Origin of the sequence: Pseudonocardia alaniniphila (assembly GCF_022524485.1) — a bacterium.
Taxonomy (GTDB): Bacteria; Actinomycetota; Actinomycetes; order Mycobacteriales; family Pseudonocardiaceae; genus Pseudonocardia; species Pseudonocardia alaniniphila.
The window spans coordinates 1-17,648 of record NZ_JAKXMK010000068.1; the positions used below are offsets into that span (position 1 = coordinate 1).

The window sequence follows — 17,648 nt, forward strand, 5'->3', positions numbered from 1 at the left end:
CTCGACGTGCGGGCAGCCTCCCCGGCGCGACCAGCAAGATCAATTACCCGGTCGACACTGCGTGTCGAGCCACTAGTAGACGATGCGGTGCTGGTTGAGCCACGGCTGCGGATTGATCTTCACGCCGCCCGGCGTGACGACCTCGATGTGCAGGTGCGGCCCGGTCGCCTGACCGCGGTTGCCGACCTCGGCGATCTCCTGCCCGGCGGACACTCGCTGGCCGACCCTCACCAGGGAGCGGTTGATGTGCCCGTAGACCGTGATCGTGCCGTCGGTGTGCCGTACCCGTACCCAGAGGCCGAAGCCGCGGGCGGGACCGGAGCTGATCACGGTGCCGGCGAGTGGGGCGTGAATCGGGGTGCCGATCGGGGCGGCGATGTCGAGTCCCTGGTGAAACGAACCCCAGCGGCGGCCGAATCCGGATGTGACCCGCCCGGTGACCATCTGGACTGAGCCACGGGCGGCTGCCCGGGGCTTCGCATCGGCGGCGCCGGCGCGCGTGTCAACGATCTTGCTCGCGAAGCTGACGGACGTTCTGGGCATGAACAGAGCGACTGGGGGCGCGGATAGCTGGGCGGTGGGCGGGTTGGGCACCGGGACTGCGGGTGCGGGTGCTTTCGCGGGGGCGGTCGCGCCGTTGAAAGCCGGTAGGAAGCCGACGAGGGCGGCGGCAGCGGTGGCGGTGGCCGTGACGGCGAAGCGGGTGGTCAGAGCACGGATGTGCAGGGGCACGGATGCGATTCCTCGGGGTGAGCACCGTCCGGCGTACGGCCGTCGAAGCGGGGAGCCGGCGACGTCGAAGCGAGTGCGCTCGGCCGTTGTTACCTCGGCCGTGCCGCATCCCGCCCGTCAGACGGTGGCCCTGCGCCCGCCGCTCCGGGTGAGCAGCGATGTCAGCAGGGCCGTCCGAGACGCTACGAACGCGTTTCACCGAATTGGCATGACGCATCTCTCAATATGGTCAGGAATTCCCGTGACCAGGGCGACATGCTTTTCCGCTCGATCGGACGAGCGCCGGCCATGTCGATCTTCTGCTCGAAGTCGACAATTGCGCATTTCGTCCTCGGCTTGCTTCGGGCCGAGGAGCCATTGGCCTTGGTCGATAACCCGAAAGAGTGAAAATATGTTGCGGAGCGGAAATGAATCGATCGCGCGAAAAGGTTGCATCAGCGAACGAAAAGAAGCCGGTACGGCAGTCAGGCCCCGGTGGTTGCGCTGCGGCCACGGCCGGAGCCGCTCCCTCGTAGCGGATGAACTACTCGACAGCGTGCCGGGCCACGTATGTCGCCCCATGGCGCCGCGCGGTCGGACGGTCGTCTGTCCAGTCGCGGGTGCCTTTCAGCGCGGCGCGGTGATGCTGCTGGTAGCGACGAGTGCAGCGAGGAGGGCGACACCGGCGGCGGCAAACGCCAGCAGCGCGGGCCCGAAGTGGGTCAGTGCTGTCCCCCCGATCGCGGAACCGAGCAATATCCCGGCGTACATGGCGGTGTTGTTCCAGGCGATCAGCGAGCCGCTGGCGGCGGGGTAGCGTGCGACGAGACGAGCCTGCTGAGCGGAGAAGAACGGGTAGGCCGCAAGCGCCATCCCGGCGAGCGACGCCAGTAGTAGCACGGGGCCGGCGTGCAGGGCGAGGCCGAACCATGTCTCCGCGCCGGCGAGCAGGAGCAGGGTGATCACGCTGGTCAGCCGTCCCCCGAATCGATCGGCGAGGCGCCCACCGGCGAGATTGCCGATAACCGCGCCGGCCCCGAAGCAGACGAGCGCGCCGGCAGCGACGCTCGGCGGGAAGCCGAGGTGCTCTCGCAGAATGGTCCCCAGGTAGGTGTACGGGCCGTAGACCGCAAGAGCCCACAAGGCAGTCACCGACACCGCTCGCACCTTCGTCACCACAGCAGGCGCAGGCTCCAACTGGTACTGATCGCTCGTGCTTGCGGTGGTTGTGGCGCCGAGGGGGTTTGCTCCGGTCCTGGGTGGTGGCGGCGCCGCTCGCCGGGTCCAGACCACTGTGCTCGCAAGGATGAGCAATGCCGCCACGGCCAGGACGACGAACACGCCCTGCCAGCCCACAGCTGACGCCAGCAACGAGCCGGCCGGAGCGCCAATGGTCAGGGCGATCAGCAGCCCGGAGGTGACGACCGCCAACCACGTGGCTCGGGCCGCGGGCGGGGCCGTCGCGCTGACCAGCGCGTACACCGAAGGTGTGATGCCTGATGCGGCCAGCCCGGCCAGGCCGCGCGCCCCCAGCAGCACCGCGAAGCTCGGCGCCAGTGCCGTGGCCATGTTGGCCACAGCGAACACTGCCAGCGCCGCGATCAGAACGCAGCGGCGGCCAGTGCGATCGGCGAGTGCCGCGAGGGTGGGACCCCCTACCAGGTAGGCGATGGCGAACACGCTCACCGCCCAGCCCCCTGCGGAAGTACTGACGGCGAACCCACGACTGATCTCCGGCAGCAGCGGCGACATCACGAACAGGTCAGTGCCGACCAGGAACAACGTCAACCAGCCCAGAGTCCGCGACGACACAGCGCGACGATATCCACGTGTCGGAGATGCCCGACAGCGTCGAGTCGGCACTGCGCGGCACGTGTCTCCTCGCCCAGCAGCCGGCCGCGGCGCTGCCGGCACGTCGGCCGGCCGAGTTCCACGGCTTACCGCAGGCCTACCTGTCGAAAATCCTCAGGCTGCTCACCCGGGCGGTCCTGCACGGGTGGGATCGACTTCTTTCGCTACGCAACATCGAGTGCTCGGCTCTACGGCCGCGGTGGTTGCAGGTTCGATGCTGCGGAGCGCACCGCCGATGCGAAGGCGGTGATGGCGGCACGAGTCAGGGCTCCGCGTCGGCAGGCCGCCCAGGTGCTGCGTTGCATCGGCAACGGGACGAGCATGATCTCCGGGGCGGGGTCGGCCACGCCGAGCTGCGGGATGAGTGCCACTCCGCTGCCGACCCCGACGAGCGCGAGTGCCGTGGGGAAATCGTCGATGACGTGCCGCACCCGCGGCACGAACCCGGCAGCTTCGCATGCGCGCATGGTCATGGTTCCGCATCGGGTGGTGGTGGGGGCGACGATCCAGGGCGCCTCCCGCCAGCGGCGCAGTGGGTCGTCGTCGGGGAGGGGTTCCATGGTCCGCGGCGCGGCGAGGAACATCGGCTCGTCGAACAGATGGATCGTGTCCAGGCCGGGTTCAGGCAGGGCGGCGACGAAGTCATAGGTGTGGACGAGAGCGACGTCGACCTCGCCCGTGCGTAGTGCTGCGGCGACCTCGGCGGGGTCGAGTTCGTGGACGTGCGGTTCGAGCTGCGGGTGGCCTTCTTCCAGCGCTACGAGCGCGGCCGGCAGGATCGTTCGCGCCGCCGAGGGGAACGCGCCGATCCGCAAGGGCCCCGAAGGTCCCTCCCGTGTCGCGGCGAGGTCGGCGGCGGCTTGTTCCAGCCGCTCCAGCACCACCTCGGCGTGGGCGACCAGCGTGAGTGCTGCTGGGGTGAGTGTCACCTGTCTGCCGGTGCGTTCCAGCAGGACGGTGCCCGCCTCCCGTTCCAGGGTGCTGAGCTGCTGCGACACGGCGGACGGGGTGTAGGCGAGCGCGCGGGCGACCGCCGCGATGGTGCCGCGGTGTGCCAGCTCGCGCAGCAGGCGCAGGCGACGGACATCGAGCATCAGATCAGCTTATGCTCAGGATCGATTACGTGAACTGGACCTGACGTGTGGCTGGGCGCAGGCTCAGCGGCGTGGAACTCGGAGGCTTGTTCGTCCCGCTGGTCACCCCGTTCACAGCGGACGGTGAGGTGGACGTGGTAGCGCTGGAGCGACTGGCCCGCGACGCCGTCGCCGAGGGCGCCGCCGGAATCGTTGCGCTCGGCACCACGGGGGAGCTCGCCGTTCTCGACGATGCCGAGCGCGTCACGGTGATCGATGTCTGCGCGCGGGTTCGCCGGGACACCGGCGCCGCCCTGGTCGTCGGCGCCGGCACCAGCGCGACCGCGCGCAGCGCCACGGCTGTGGCCGAGTTGGCTCGGTGGCCTGAGGTGGATGCGGCCCTCGTGCCGGTGCCCACGTTCGTCCGGCCCACCGAGGCGGGGGTGGTTGAGCACTTCCGGGAGCTGAGCGCCCGGTCCACCGTCCCGCTCATCGTCTACCACGTTCCGCACCGCACGGGCCGGACGCTCACCGCCGCGACGCTCAGGGAGCTGGCCGGGCTGCCGGGCGTGATCGGGATGAAGTACGCCGTGCAAGCCGTGGACGCCGACGTCGTGGACCTGCTGGCCGACCCACCGCCCGGCTTCGCCGTGCTCGCGGGAGACGACGTGGTGGCCGGGCCGCTGCTGGCCGTCGGCGCAGCGGGCGCGGTGCTGGCGTCCGCGCATCTGCGCACGCAGCAGTGGGCGGAAGCGGTGGCGTCGTGGCGGGTCGGGGACGCAGAGCGCGCCCGGGAGCTGACCAGACCGCTGACGCGCCTCGCCGCAGCGCTCTTCGCCGAGCCCAACCCGTGCGTGCTCAAGGCCGTGCTGCACGAGCAGGGGCGAATCGCCTCACCGGCGGTCCGGCTGCCGCTGCTGGCCGCGCAGCCGCTCACGGTGGCGGCCGCCCTCGCCCGGCTGTCCGAGGTCCCCGCTGGCCGGATCGGTACACGTCTCTGATCACTGTGCGCTTGCGCCGATGGCGCGGCAGACTCCGCTGCGGACCCGCTAGCGGCAGGCGAAGGAGGTGCGCGGGCCGAGACGGGGATGGGCACCGATGACGTCGACCACACATCGAGCTGCATTGCGCAGGGCCGTCCGGGCGGGGCTTGCCTTCGGGCCGGTCCTGCAGGATCGGGCTCGCCTGCTGCGGGTTGCGCTCGGAATCTGCCTCGCCACCGCCCTCGGTCTCGTACTCGGCGACGAGATCGTCGAGACGCTCCTGTGCGTGGGGGCGTTCTTCGGCGGGGTGGGCTCGTTGATCCCCCACGAGCGACACCGGTTCGTTGTGGCGTGGGCGAGCGCGGCGATGTTCACGATCGCGGCGTCTGTCGGTGCGGCGCTTCATTCGGTGTGGCCCGCCGTTTACGTGGTTCTGTTCGCCGGCATGTTCGCATCCGGCCTGCTACGAGCGGTGAGTGTCGGCCTCGGTGTGCGACTGCTCTTCGCGAGCATCGTCATGCTGATCGTGGCCGAGACGGTGCCGGCGGTTGCGACGGCGGGCGAGGCGGTGGGCTGGCTCGGACTGGGCGCGGCGATCAGTGCCGCCTGCCAGTTCCTGCCGCCCTACGGTCCCCGCCACGGCACTCAACGCCTCGCGGTGTCCGGCCTGTACGACGCTCTGGCGCTCGGCGCCCAGGAGAAGGCGGGCGGGATCGACCAGCGGCGGTCGTACGCCGCCGCGATCCGGGCCGCGTGGCGCGCTGTCTCGCTCGTGCCTGCTCGCAGGCAGGCGCATGTCGCCGACCTGCTGGGCCTGCTGACCGAAGGCGAGCGAATCGCCGGTGAGCTGCATGCCCTGCGTACCGGGGAACCGACGCTTCGGGCGTCGGCCGAGCAGTTGCGGGTCGTCGCGACGGCGGTCCGCACGGCTGAGCCACCGACCGGACCGACGCCACCGGCCGGCCCCGGACCGCTCGGGGAGTCGGTCGCGGTGGCACGGTGCCTGGCGTCGGGATCACCGGTCGAGTCGGCACGACCCGAGCACACGGGCGTCCTCGTCGACCTGCGTGCTTCGCTCGCCCGAACGATCGCGACCGTCCGTGCCCAGCTCTGCTGGGAGAGTCCCGTGTTCCGGCACGCGATGCGACTGGCGGTCGCGGCGACTCTTGCCGAGTGGGTGGGCCGGGCGGCCGGGGACTGGGGCGGGATCGGCATCGCCGGGCACGGCTTCTGGATGTGTCTGACGGCGGCGCTCGTGCTCTTCCCGGACTACGCGGAGACGATCGGCCGAGGCGTGGCACGCACTGCGGGAACCCTTGTCGGCGCGCTGGTGGGCTGGGGGCTCGCGCAGGTGCCCACCAGCCCCCTCGTCCATGCGGTCATCCTGTGTGGGCTGCTGGGCGGCTACCTCGTATTTCGGGGGAGCGGTCAGCTGTGGCTCATCATGTGGATCGCGGCATGGGTCTCCTACCTGCTGGGTGGCGGCTCGGCTTTCACCAGGCTGGTCGACACGGTGGGCGGAGCCGTGATCGCGCTGGCGGTTTTCCTGGTGTGGCCCACCTGGCACCGGGACCGGCTGCCCGCCGCCTTCGCCACGTGGGCTCGGGAGCAGGGCAGCTTGCTCGCGACGACGGCGACGGCCTGGGTTGCGCCGGGGAGCACCGACGACGCGGACCTCGCCGAGCAGCGCCGGGCGACGCGTGACGCGCGACTGGAGTTCGCCGAGTCCGCCGAGCACGCGCTTCACGAGCCGACGCGCCATCACGTCGCATTCGACGACGAGCCGCTCGGGGAGCTGCTGGGTCTGATTCATGACGTGAGCAGGCACTCCGCGACGCTCGCAACCCTGGCCCCGCACGACGAGGCCGAGGCGTGCCCAGCGGCAGCCGGGTACGTCACCTACTTCGACGACGTGATGCGATCCGTCGCCACCACGGCAGAGACCGGTGTGCTCCCCGCCGGTCGGGTCACGGCGCCACTGCCGCAGGGTTGCGGTGACGCGCTGGCCGACACCGCCCTGGCGACCGAGGCGCTGGCCGCGGCGGTGGGGAGGTTCGCCGTGGAGCGGTCGTGATCAGCGGGGGAGTCGTTCGCGGCCGGCCGGGCACTGCCTCTCGCTGCCGGCAGCTGGCGCGCTACCCGGCCGGGCCGGGTTGCTGAACATCGGCTGGATCTCAGGCGGGGCGGCGGCCGGTTCCCAGCCAGCTGTGGGCGCTCCCGGCGACGGCCGGGTCGTAGGCGGGGTGGACCGGTCGCCCGTGCTCGCGCTCGAGCGCCGCCAGCTCGACGACGTGCGGTTCCCACCCGTGGCGCTCCAGCCAGGAGGTGGGGTCGAGCGGGCCGGATTGCCACAGGTCGAGCAGGCCGGGGTCGATCGCCGTGAGGGCGCTGGTGAGCACCGGGCCGATCTCCACGTGGTCGAAGGCGATCGTGCTGTCCGGGGCGCTCAGCCGGCTGATCGCCTCGAGCAGCCCGTCTGCGGTAGCGGCGTCGAGGGCGTAGAGCAGTCCCTCGACGAGCCATGCCGCGGGACGATCGTCTCGGAACCCGGCTGCGCGCAGAGCACTGGCCCAGTCGTCGCGCAGGTCGATGCCCACGTGACGGACCGGGCACCGGGTGGTCACGTCGGCGAGCACGTCCTGTTTGAACGCGAGCACCGGTTGCTGGTCCACCTCGAACAGCTCGGTACCGTCGGGCCACGGCAGCCGGTAGCCACGCGAGTCCATCCCGGATGCCATCAGCACCACCTGACGGCACCCGCCCGCCGTCGCGGCGAGCAGGGCCTCGTCCAGGTAGCGGGTTCGCACGGCGACCTGGTCGCCCATGATCGCGACGAACTCCGCGACATCGCCGGGGATCGTGGAGATGCCAGCGGCTGCCAGCAATGCCCGGGCGTGCGGATCGTCGGCGAGCCGGTCAGGCCGCGCGCTCTCGGCGGCCCGGAGGGAGGCGACGAAGAAGGCGGTGGTGCCGATCTGGTCGATCTGCGAGGCGTTCACAAGGGTCCCCCTGATTCGGTGTCGATCATGACGGCGAGGCGAGGCGTTCCCGGAGGCCTGCGGCCAGCCCGGCGATGGTGAGCAGGTCGAGCAGTTCACCGGCCGTCTCGGCCAGCCATTTCCGGCGGACGGAGCCCAGTCGCAGGCGCAACAGCACCCGCGTGTGCTCGCCGTCGGGACGCAGCACGATGGACCAGCTCACGTCGATGTGGCCGCGGTGCGAGCGGTAGACCAGCGTGGTCGGCGGCTCGATCGTGGCCACGGTGAAGGTCTCGTGGCGTCCGCCGTAGTCCGGGATGACATCGCCGGGGCCGAGCTGCTGCCAGCGGCGGACGATCTCCCGCGTCGCTCGTCGTGACTGCGGCATCAACCGCTCGACTCGCCGTGGCAGGTACCAGCCCGCTCGCCGCTTGCCGAGCTGGACGATCCACGGCCAGACGCTCTCCGGTCGGCCCGCGACCGTGAAGCCGCGGTCCATGACCACGTCGGCGGCCGGCACCAACTCGTCGCCAGGACGACGTTCCCGCCTTTCGGCAGCGGTGGCGGCCACGGTCTCGAACACGGCTACCGGCTCGCCGCGACCGGATGGGCCGGCGTTGAGGGCGGTGTCCGAGGCACGATCTAGATGGTGCCATATGAAACAGTCTCAGTCGAATCAGTATTGCCTGTTACTGTCTCACCCGTGACCACCAGGGCTCGCGCCGAACGAGCCACCGACACCCCGGGCGACGCGTCCCCCTTCGCCCTCGGCCTGCTGATGCGCCGAGCCCACGACCGTGCCGCGAGCGCGCTGGTCGAGGCACTGCGGCCGCAGGGCCTCGAACTGCGCCACTTCGCCGTCATGATCGCGCTCAACGCGCGCGGACCACTCAGCCAGAGCGCGCTGGTGCAGTACACCGGCAGCGACAAGGCGTCGATGGTGCGCGTGGTCGACGATCTCGAACGCGCCGGCATCGTGGAACGCAAGCCGGTGCCCGGTGACCGGCGGACGCACGCCGTCGAGATGACCGAGAGCGGCCTGGAGGTGTTCGACCGGGCCCACATCGCCGCCGTCCCCATCGCCGAACGCCTGACGTCGCACCTGGGGCCGGGCGAGGGTGCGCGCCTCCTCGACCTCCTGCACCGCTTCACCTACCCCGACGGCGACTGACCGTTCGTCGGAGAAATCCGCGAGGCTTTCCCAGCGACGCGGATCCCGGGCTCAGGCTTCCGACAACCCCGACATCGCCGGTGAGCGGATCGCATCAGTGAGCTCCTCGAACGCGGGCAGTGCCGCCAGCAGGATCTCCGACGTCGAGGGCGGCAACAGCTCGATGACTGCGAGGAGTTCCCTCGTGCGTTGCTCCCGGATGCGTTGACTCTTCGCCTTGCCGGCGGGCGTGGCGCACGCGATGACTGCGCGCTGGTCGCGTTCGTCGACCACACGCTCGATGAGCCCGAGATCGTCCAGTCTGCCGACGACACGTGACAGCATCGTCGGATTGAGCCCCTCGACCTGGGCGAGCGCGGAGAGCCGGATCCGGCGCCGGGCAGCGACGACCGCCAGCACGGATGCCTGTGCCGGCGTGAGGTCCTCGCTCGATGCGGACTGGTTCATCGCCCGCGCGAGCCTCCCGATCATGCGGCGCATCCGGGCTGCCGCCTCCGCGTCGAAGGTTGCCCGCGGAGTGGCGTCCGCTGACTCATCTGCTCCTGCATCGCCCATCGCCGCCATCCAATCAGGCCCGGCACGGGCGCCTGCACCGTCCGTCCGACCCTCTTCCATTGCTTGCCGGCAGGCAATGGTATGCCTATGCGTATGCGCAGTGGCCTATCCCCCGGAACCACGACGAGTGAGAGCGCGACCGACGACCGCTACAAGTGGGTCGCCCTGACCAACACGACCGTCGGCGTGCTGCTCGCGACCATCGACTCCTCGATCATGCTGATCGCGATGCCCGACATCTTCCGCGGCATCCAGCTCGACCCTCTGCTGCCGGAGAACAGCTTCTATCTCCTGTGGATGATCCTGGGCTACCTGGTCACGAGCAGCGTGCTCGTGGTCAGCGTGGGCCGGCTCGGCGACCTGTTCGGTCGGGTCCGGATGTACAACCTCGGCTTCGCGATCTACACGTTCGCGTCGCTGATGCTCACGATCACCTGGATGAGCGGACACGCGGGTGCGATCTGGCTGCTGGCCTGGCGGATCGTCCAGGGCGTCGGTGGGGCATTTCTGGTCGGCAACTCGGGCGCGATCCTCACCGACGCTTTTCCCGCGCACCAACGGGGCCTGGCGCTGGGGATCAACAACGTCGCGGGGATCAGCGGGACCTTCATCGGTCTCGTCCTCGGTGGACTGCTGGCCCCGGTCAGCTGGCGGCTGGTCTTCCTGATCTCCGTGCCGGCAGGGCTCTTCGGTGCGATCTGGTCCTACCTGCGGCTCCGTGATATCAGCACCCGCTCCCGCGAGCCGATCGACTGGCTGGGCAACGTCTCCTTCGCCGTCGGACTCGTACTGGTGATGATCGGCATCACCAGCGGCATCCAGCCCTATGGGGGCCACACGATGGGCTGGACGAGCCCGGTCGTGATCGGCTCGCTGGGCGCAGGAATCGTGCTGTTGCTCGCCTTCGCAGTGATCGAGACGCGGGTTCGCTTCCCGATGTTCCGCCTCCCGCTGTTCCGGATCAGAGCATTCACCTTCGGCACGTTGTCGACTTTCCTGTCCGCGCTCGGACGGGGAGGCCTGATGTTCATGCTGATCATCTGGTTGCAGGGGATCTGGCTGCCCCTGCACGGCTACTCGTTCGAGGAGACGCCGCTCTGGGCCGGTATCTACATGCTCCCGCTGACGATCGGCTTCCTCGTGGCGGGCCCGCTGTCCGGTGCGCTCTCGGACCGGTACGGCGCCCGCCCGTTCGCCACCGGAGGGATGGTCGGAGCCGCGCTCACGTTCGTCCTTCTCGAGCTGCTCCCGATCGACTTCCCGTACTGGGCCTTCGCAGGAATTCTGCTGCTCAACGGGCTGTCGATGGGCTGCTTCGCCTCGCCGAACAGGGCCGCGGTGATGAACAGCCTGCCGATCGGCGACCGGGGTGCCGGGGGCGGGATGAACTCGACCTTCCAGAACTCCGCACAGGTGTTCTCGATCGGGATCTTCTTCACCCTCATGATCAGTGGGCTGGCCGCCGCCCTGCCCGCGGCCCTGACCTCCGGCCTCGAAGCACACCACGTGCCGGCTGACGCAACTGCTGCTGTCGCGTCAAGCCCGCCGGTCTCGGTGCTCTTCGCCGCGTTCCTCGGCTACAACCCCATCGAGCACCTTCTCGGACCAGCAGTCATCGCCCAGGTCCCACCCGCCGATACGGCAGTGCTCACCGGCAACGCGTTCTTCCCGAGCCTGATCGCCGGACCCTTCGCGGCTGGACTCCACATCGCGTTCGGGTTCGCCATCGCGGCGTGCCTGATCGCCGCGGCGGCGAGCCTGTCGCGGGGGACGCGCTATGTCGCGGTCGAACTGGCGACCAGCACCTCATCAGTGGGGAAGGCGCCCAGTCGCTGAACCGGCCTCCAGACGTTCGCGGTCGGTCCCACGACGGCGAAGAGCTCGTGCCCTCGGGTGGCGGAATCTCCAACACCCGAGTGCGGGTCACGCTGAACAGCACGCTCGTCGTCGGCAACGACGCGACCGGCGGGCGGGGCGTACGAGCCGGCGACAGCTACAACCAGGCCACCGTGACGCTGAACGGCAGCGTGGTCCAGGACAACATCGTGAACGGCCCGGCCGCGCAAGGTGGCGGCGTCCACAGCGCGTTCGGCGGCACGCTGAACGTCACCAGAGGGGATCGCAGGCCGCGACGTCGCGAGCCATCCAGCGGACTACCACCCATAGTCGCAGGATCCAGTGTGCAACACCCCACGCCGGCGACGATCACGCCGGTCGCACCCGTCGACATGTCGGACGTTGTGTTCAGTCATCTGGATGAAATGGGCCTTTACCCGCGTCGTCCAGCCGGTCGGCGTCGATCTCCTCGATCAGCCCGAACACCCAGGCCCGCTCGGCGTCCAACCGCGCGATCTCGTACTCGAGCCCCGATCGCGGCATCCGCGACGCGTCCCGGAATGCCAGCGCGAGCCGACGGCGTGTCTCGGACGCCCGATACTCCAGCGCGCAGGTACGGACATGCAACGCGGCACTCGCTTCGGAGATCGGCAGGCAACCGGCGAACGACAGCGCGGCGATGAGAAGGGTGGAGTCCGGGTCAGGGTGCTCCAGCAACCTACGGACCCGTTCCATCAAGTCGACGCGACCGGCATCGGTGAGCCCCAGAACGGCGTGCTCGGGACGACGACCCCTCCGGTCGGTACCCACGACGCGAATGAGCTCGTTGTCCAGCAGCCGGTCGACGGCGTGATACAAGCTGCGCGGGAGTCCGGTCACGAAGTCATCGTGCGTCTCGATCATCACCCGGTGCATCTCGTACCTGTACCTCGGGCCGGAAAGCAGCAGTGCGAGCACGGCCAGCGCGACAAGATCGCGGTCCGACCTGCAGAGCGACATTTCTCTCCAACCCGTTGTGCAATTTGCTCGGCCAACGGCAGTTCCTCCGGGGCTGAGAGAGCTCACCTCGTCACGGGGTACTTGCGGCCGTAGTACCCAGCGAGTATCGCCGTCGCGGAACGATCGGCGACGTCGTTCCGGGACTGGCCGTCAGCGCGCCTGGTCGGCGTGCGTCCCCTGGAATCTGTGGCCAATTCACTGAATCCTCCCGGCTGCCCGACCCCACGCCGTCTTCACCATGTCATTCACGAGCCGGAAGTTTGCCACTCCGAACTACTGCTGCAACGCTCGAGGAGGAGGTGTCACTTCGTCGGAGAGAAAACACCCCATGCTGAAGATGCGAGACGTGGCAACTGTCACACTGAATTCGAAGCGGCATCCTCGCATGTCCCGCAAAAAGTAACTATGCCGCCAACCTCTCGCCGCGATGATGGAATTTCTGCCGGATGAACCGAGCGCACATTCGCGGATAAACGCGGCTGGCCGATCACCATTAATGGAACAGCGACAAGTTCATACCTGTGCGACCATGGAGAGCCCGCCGCGCGCTCGGTCGTGCCGACCTCTGAGCGCCGACGCCTCCCGCGTCCTGGAAGGAGCCGTACGCCTGGGTAGCGGGACAGCGTGACGCCTTGCGTTGCGGCCCGACGGATCGCAGGGGCCCAGCGGGGCCGAACTCCTGACGGTGACCGGCCGTCGTCGAATCGTGCTGTCGTGCTCCTCGAGAGCGCCGCGGCTCTGGCCGTGTCGCGCCGACGATCGATGACGGAGCGCAGCGAGCGCGTCGCCCGGTCGGCCGCGATTCGGAGTCGTCCGGTCAGTCAATTGGCTGGTCAACGGCGCGAAGTGCGATGAGCGGTCGGTTGCATGCGATGTCCGGTCGGTTGACCGATTACATGCTGTTGCTTCGCGGACACCGGGTGATTCTTCGCTGTCAACCTCTGTCACTTACCGTGATGTTACTGTAACGAGGCGAACCCGGGCGGGTGACCGTGGCAGGAGCTCCGGCAGAGGGCCAGGGCCGCCTCGTTCCCATCGGCAGGTGGGGGACGCCACCGAAGCGGTCGATGAGTGCCGCATCGCGTCGCTACGAGCGCTGGGTGCGGCAGTCCTTCGGCGGCGGGCCGTCGAACCTCGAGTACGTCGTCCGGCACCCCGACGGCAAGGACATCTGGTTCGACGGGGTCGACGGGGACACCTTGCTGGAGGCCAAAGGGCACTACGCCTGCTTCGTCGATCAGAGGATCGAGGACTGGCATGCCTGGTACCGATGGTCAGCAGGGTCCGGCCTGCGGGCGCTGATCGGCCAGGCGCGGCGTCAGATGGAGGCCGCGCGTGGCTTGCCGGTGCGTTGGCTCTGCGCCGAGTCGGTGGTGGCGGACCTACTGGGGGACGAGTTCCGAGCGTCGCCGGCGCTGTCCGGTAGGGTCTCCGCAGAGTTCGCGCCCATGCCCGGCTGGGATCCGTAGCAATGGGCCTGGCTCGTTCGAAAGGATTCGGGTGCGCACCCCCGACGGAGGAACCGCGGTGGCCGCCGACGACTGGACCGTGCAGGTGCTCACCCGGTACCGACCGGGTCGCACCGTCGAGTGGGCCGTCACGGCGCGTGCCATCGAGGGCGTGATGGATGCGGTGGAGAACGCGCTGCCGCCCGCCGTCGGCACGGCAGCCCTGCGATGGTCGGACGGCGACCGTGAGTGGACGCCCCCGCTGCTGGACCTGGTGTTGTCGCGGCGCGAGCGACACGATGACGGCGATCTGGTTTCGGGTGCATCGTCGGTCGGTGACCTGCGCGGCGAGCTGCCAGGGGGCCGCCCGGCAGTCGCGCTGAGCTGGGAGCTCGGTGGGCAGGCAGCGGTCGGCTCGGTGCGGGCCCGGTTCGACGGTGACATCTGTGGTCCGCTTCAGGACCGCTCGCCGCAGTGGCTTGCGGAGCTGCTGTGCAGCGTCGCAGATCCGCTCGACGCCGACCGGGGACAGATCACCACGCGCGCTTTGTCGAGAGCGTTGGGCAGGGCAGGGGCCTCTCTCGACGTCGGGGCGCTCACGTTGCTCCCGATCGGCCTGCCGCATGGCATCGCGATCCCCGACGGATTCCATCCCATTCCTGGGCAGCAGCGGTACGCCGGGGGTGTGGTGATCGTCGCGGATCTGCACACCGTCGCTGTCTCACCGGACGTCGTAGCTGCAGGTCTCCTCGAGATCGATCGGGCAATGGATTCGGGTCGTCAGGGCGAGGCGACCAGGCGCTGAGCGTTCGACGGCAACACGGGGGTGCTGAGCCGGGATCGAGACCGGTGCCAGGGGGTCCTTCGCTCTCCGCAGCCCTACCACGGGCCGTCTGCTCGGTAAGTTCCGCGACTGTCCACTATGTCCTGAGGGCACCGGTTCCTACGCTGGTGGCGTGATCGTGACGGGCAGGCCGCACGTCGCGAGGCGGCCGATACCCGGCCCTCATTCCCGGAGCACCTGTGAACGTTGTCCTTGTCGTCGCGTCCGCCCTACTGGTGGTCGCCCTCTTGCTGGTCGCATGGTTCGTCGTCACGTACAACTCGCTCATCCGCGGCCGCAACGCCGCTGACAACGCGTGGGCCCAGGTGGACGTGCAGCTCAAGCGCCGATACGACCTCGTGCCCAATCTCATCGAGACCGTCCGCGGCTACGCGGCGCATGAGCGCGCCACGCTCGACTCGGTTGTCGCAGCGCGCGCGGCGGCGATCAGCGCCCACGGTCCCGCGCACCAGGCACAGGCCGAGGAGATGCTGTCGGGGGCGCTGCGTGGGCTGATCGCGGTGGCCGAGGCGTATCCGCAGCTGCGGGCCGGGCGGAACTTCGCCGACCTGCAGGCCGAGCTCGCCGACACCGAGAACCGGATCGCCTACGCGCGGCAGTACTACAACGACGCCGTCCTCACCTACAACAACGCCGTGCAGACGGTCCCGACGGCGCTCGTCGCCACGACGACCGGGTTCTGGCAGCGGGAGTTCTTCCAGCCGGCCGGCGTCGAGCACGGCCCGGTACAGGTGCGGTTCTAGGCCGATGGACGTGCTGGCCCACCCGGTGTTCGCCGGGAGCGCCGCCGCGGTCGCGGCGGTGCTGTGGTTCCTCCTGTTCGGGCTGATGGCGACGGCCACCCGCGGCGCGACGCCGCAACCGGGGCCGCCGACCGGGGAGTTGGGGCCGGAGTCGCCCGCGCTCGCCGGTCTGCTGACGAACGGCTGGCGGTTCACCGGCCACGCCGTCGCCGCGACCCTGCTCGACCTCGCGGCCCGTCGCCTGGTGTCGATCGAGGAGATCGGCCCGGAGCTCGCGCTGGTGCGGCTGGGCCGAGGCGGGGCGCCCGCCCTGCGCCCGTACGAGCAGATGGTGCTCGACCACGTCCGCGCGCTGGCCGTCGACGCGGTGGTGGCCACCGGAGCGCTCGCGGAGGGCAACCGCAACCTGGACAGGTGGCGCAAGCGCTTCCGCAAGGCGGTGATCGACGAGTCGCGGCGGCTCGGGTTCTCGCAGCGCCGGTGGGGCCGCGCGGATCGCCGGGTGCTGCTCGTGAGCGCGGCCGTCCCGGCGGTGGCCACCGCGCTGTTGGGGCTGAATGTGCCCGAGGACGGGGCCGGCGCCGCGTACGGCATCGGGATGCTCGTGTTCGTCGGCCTGGCGAGCCTCGTGGAGCGGCTCAACACCGAGCGTGGCACCGCGGCCGGCGCCCTGGTCGCCGGCCGCTGGCTCGGTGTGCGGGAACACCTGGCCGGCGGCAGGTTCGCCGAGCAGCCCGCCGCGGCCGTCACGGTGTGGGGGCAGACGCTGGCCTACGCCGCGGCCATGGGACTCGCGCCCCGCGCGGTGGCCGGCCTGCCGATCGCCGTCGAGGCGGACGACTCACGGGCGTGGTCCGACTTCGGGGGCCGGTGGCACCTCGTCCAGGTCCGGTACGGGGCACCCGGTCCGTGGGGGCTGATCTGGGGCCGCACCTCGTGGGCGGTCGTCGGCAATGGGCTGCTGGCAGGCAGCGGTGCGTTCACGCTCGTCATCGTCGGTGTGATCCTCGTGAGCGTGCTGCTCGGATGGGAGGTGGGCAACCCCATTGGCCTCGCGCTGACTGCCGCCGTGATCGTCGCCGCCGTGCCGATCGCGCTGGTACTCGCCGACCGCGCCGTGCAGCTCACGGTCCAGGGGCAGCTTGTGCGCTGCCGTCGGCACCAGGTCGGCGGCAGTGGTGACTCGCCCGTCACGTACATGTACTGGATCGCGATCGACGACGGACGCAGCCGCTCAGGCCGGGCGTTCGCTCTCGAGGAGAAGGACTTCGACCTGCTCGCCGAGGGCGATCTGGTCCGCGCCCGGGTGGGCCGGTGGCTGGGCAGGGTCTGTGAGATCGAGGTGCTCGTCCCGTCGCGGCATCGCGGTACGCCTCCCGACCCGTATCCCGCCCCGGCCAGGTGAGACTGCAGTCGTGGCCAGCTACTGGTGCTGCGCCCACGATCATGATCGCCGAAAGGGCCGCCGATCTCATCCGGCAAGTGTGAGCTCCATGTACGTGTAGCGATTGATGATCGGACGCGGTCTCATGGGAGTCGGCCGGCGGCACCGTTTCTCTTGCGAGCTCACCCCGACGAGCACAGCGGACAATGCCTGCCGTCTGCCCGGACTGCTCCAGTGCGCGATGACCGCTGCCGGCGCCGGCCTGGAAAGGATCGACGATGAGCACGCTGGCCACTACCGAGCGCAATCGGGAGCTGATCCGCCAGGTCTACGCTCTCGCCGCCGCGGGCGACCTCGAGGCCGTCGCCCCGTTCCACTCCGACGATTACCGGCTGTCCCAGTCTCCGTCACATCCAGTGCCCGGCAGTTGGACGGGCGCGGCGGCGACCGATGCCGGTATCGAGATCTTCCGGGCGTGTGGGACATCCGGTGTCACGGTTCTCGAGATCGTGGCCGACGGACCCCATCGGGTCGTCGCGATCGTGGACGCACACGGCACGGCTCCGGTGTCGGGCGAGCGGTGGACCATGCTTGTCTCGGAGCACTTCTGGATCGAGGACGGGAGGATCACCGAGATCCGCCCGTTCTACTGGGACCCCGCCGGGCTCCGTCGGATCCTGGGCGTGGGCTGAGTCGGACCTCGCCGGGACGTGACCTCGCGGCGGTCTGAACTGCGTCGACGGCGGCGTCCGTGATGCGCATCGCACGGGTCGATCACCGAGTCAAACCGGCATGCTCGTGACGAACGGTTCGGAAATAACATATATTGGTAATACCGGTCTATATGGTTACGTTATCGGTTCTTTCGCCGCCCGGTTCTTTGCCAACAGCAACGGCAGTGGCGGCCCGCTCTGTACGTTTCACGTTTTCGCTGTCGGTTTCGTCACATGCCGCTCGGCGGCTTCGATCACAGAAGTCCGGGGAATCTCCGGTCCGTTGAACCGGTTGCGCGGGATAGTCGTTGAAACCTGCAGGCGCCGAGTGGCCGCCAGCATTGACGAGGGGGATCCCG

16 protein-coding genes are annotated in these 17,648 nt (G+C 69.5%); 9 read left to right on the forward strand and 7 right to left on the reverse strand.

All coding sequences use genetic code 11. The features are described from left to right. Positions 1–72: 72 nt before the first annotated feature. The 3 genes from MMF94_RS42380 to MMF94_RS42390 form a co-directional block, all read right to left on the reverse strand. Entirely contained in the window at positions 73–732 is a 660-nt protein-coding gene (locus MMF94_RS42380) for a M23 family metallopeptidase (RefSeq protein ID WP_241043166.1), read from the reverse strand. Positions 733–1,338: 606 nt separating this feature from the next. After that, the gene (locus tag MMF94_RS42385) at positions 1,339–2,523 is read right to left on the reverse strand and encodes an MFS transporter (protein WP_241043167.1); all 1,185 of its coding nucleotides are present in this window, start codon (positions 2,521–2,523) and stop codon (positions 1,339–1,341) included. A 227-nt stretch (positions 2,524–2,750) separates the two neighbouring features. Next, the gene (locus MMF94_RS42390; protein ID WP_241043168.1) at positions 2,751–3,656 is read right to left on the reverse strand and encodes a LysR family transcriptional regulator; all 906 of its coding nucleotides are present in this window, start codon (positions 3,654–3,656) and stop codon (positions 2,751–2,753) included. 71 nt (positions 3,657–3,727) lie between these two features. On the opposite strand from MMF94_RS42390, the gene MMF94_RS42395 reads away from it, so the two are divergent. Both MMF94_RS42395 and MMF94_RS42400 read left to right on the forward strand, forming a co-directional pair. Next, positions 3,728–4,636: a dihydrodipicolinate synthase family protein gene (locus MMF94_RS42395; protein ID WP_241043169.1), complete on the forward strand. Its 909-nt coding sequence runs from the start codon at positions 3,728–3,730 to the stop codon at positions 4,634–4,636. 97 nt (positions 4,637–4,733) lie between these two features. Next, positions 4,734–6,692, forward strand: a complete 1,959-nt coding sequence (locus MMF94_RS42400; RefSeq protein WP_241043170.1) for an FUSC family protein — start codon at positions 4,734–4,736, stop codon at positions 6,690–6,692. Positions 6,693–6,792: 100 nt separating this feature from the next. On the opposite strand, the gene MMF94_RS42405 is transcribed toward MMF94_RS42400, so the two are convergent. Both MMF94_RS42405 and MMF94_RS42410 read right to left on the reverse strand, forming a co-directional pair. Then, the gene (locus MMF94_RS42405; protein ID WP_241043171.1) at positions 6,793–7,617 is read right to left on the reverse strand and encodes an SAM-dependent methyltransferase; all 825 of its coding nucleotides are present in this window, start codon (positions 7,615–7,617) and stop codon (positions 6,793–6,795) included. 25 nt (positions 7,618–7,642) lie between these two features. Then, on the reverse strand, positions 7,643–8,179 hold the full coding sequence (locus MMF94_RS42410; protein ID WP_241043172.1) for a hypothetical protein: 537 nt from the start codon (positions 8,177–8,179) through the stop codon (positions 7,643–7,645). 120 nt (positions 8,180–8,299) lie between these two features. Here MMF94_RS42410 and MMF94_RS42415 point away from each other — a divergent pair, with 120 nt between their 5' ends. Then, on the forward strand, positions 8,300–8,767 hold the full coding sequence (locus tag MMF94_RS42415) for a MarR family winged helix-turn-helix transcriptional regulator (RefSeq protein ID WP_241043173.1): 468 nt from the start codon (positions 8,300–8,302) through the stop codon (positions 8,765–8,767). A gap of 51 nt (positions 8,768–8,818) precedes the next feature. On the opposite strand, the gene MMF94_RS42420 is transcribed toward MMF94_RS42415, so the two are convergent. Further along, a complete protein-coding gene (locus tag MMF94_RS42420; protein ID WP_241043174.1) occupies positions 8,819–9,322 on the reverse strand; it encodes a MarR family winged helix-turn-helix transcriptional regulator in 504 nt (167 codons plus the stop codon). Between the two features lie 93 nt (positions 9,323–9,415). Between MMF94_RS42420 and MMF94_RS42425 the strand changes: the two genes are divergently transcribed. Beyond that, on the forward strand, positions 9,416–11,158 hold the full coding sequence (locus MMF94_RS42425) for an MFS transporter (RefSeq protein WP_241043175.1): 1,743 nt from the start codon (positions 9,416–9,418) through the stop codon (positions 11,156–11,158). Between the two features lie 408 nt (positions 11,159–11,566). Here the strand turns inward: MMF94_RS42425 and MMF94_RS42430 are convergent, their stop codons facing one another. After that, positions 11,567–12,157 carry a PadR family transcriptional regulator gene (locus MMF94_RS42430; protein WP_241043176.1) on the reverse strand — a complete coding sequence of 197 codons (591 nt, stop codon included), beginning with the start codon at positions 12,155–12,157 and terminating at the stop codon, positions 11,567–11,569. A gap of 1,067 nt (positions 12,158–13,224) precedes the next feature. Between MMF94_RS42430 and MMF94_RS42435 the strand changes: the two genes are divergently transcribed. The 5 genes from MMF94_RS42435 (at position 13,225) to MMF94_RS42455 (ending at position 17,268) form a co-directional block, all read left to right on the forward strand. Continuing rightward, on the forward strand, positions 13,225–13,626 hold the full coding sequence (locus MMF94_RS42435) for a Tox-REase-5 domain-containing protein (RefSeq protein WP_241043177.1): 402 nt from the start codon (positions 13,225–13,227) through the stop codon (positions 13,624–13,626). Positions 13,627–13,657: 31 nt separating this feature from the next. Continuing rightward, positions 13,658–14,410, forward strand: coding sequence for a hypothetical protein (locus MMF94_RS42440; protein WP_241043178.1), 753 nt, complete (start codon positions 13,658–13,660; stop codon positions 14,408–14,410). 218 nt (positions 14,411–14,628) lie between these two features. After that, positions 14,629–15,192, forward strand: a complete 564-nt coding sequence (locus MMF94_RS42445; protein WP_241043179.1) for a LemA family protein — start codon at positions 14,629–14,631, stop codon at positions 15,190–15,192. 4 nt (positions 15,193–15,196) lie between these two features. Next, positions 15,197–16,597, forward strand: coding sequence for a DUF2207 family protein (locus MMF94_RS42450; RefSeq protein ID WP_241043180.1), 1,401 nt, complete (start codon positions 15,197–15,199; stop codon positions 16,595–16,597). A 257-nt stretch (positions 16,598–16,854) separates the two neighbouring features. Continuing rightward, positions 16,855–17,268: a nuclear transport factor 2 family protein gene (locus MMF94_RS42455; protein ID WP_241043181.1), complete on the forward strand. Its 414-nt coding sequence runs from the start codon at positions 16,855–16,857 to the stop codon at positions 17,266–17,268. Positions 17,269–17,648 lie beyond the last annotated feature (380 nt).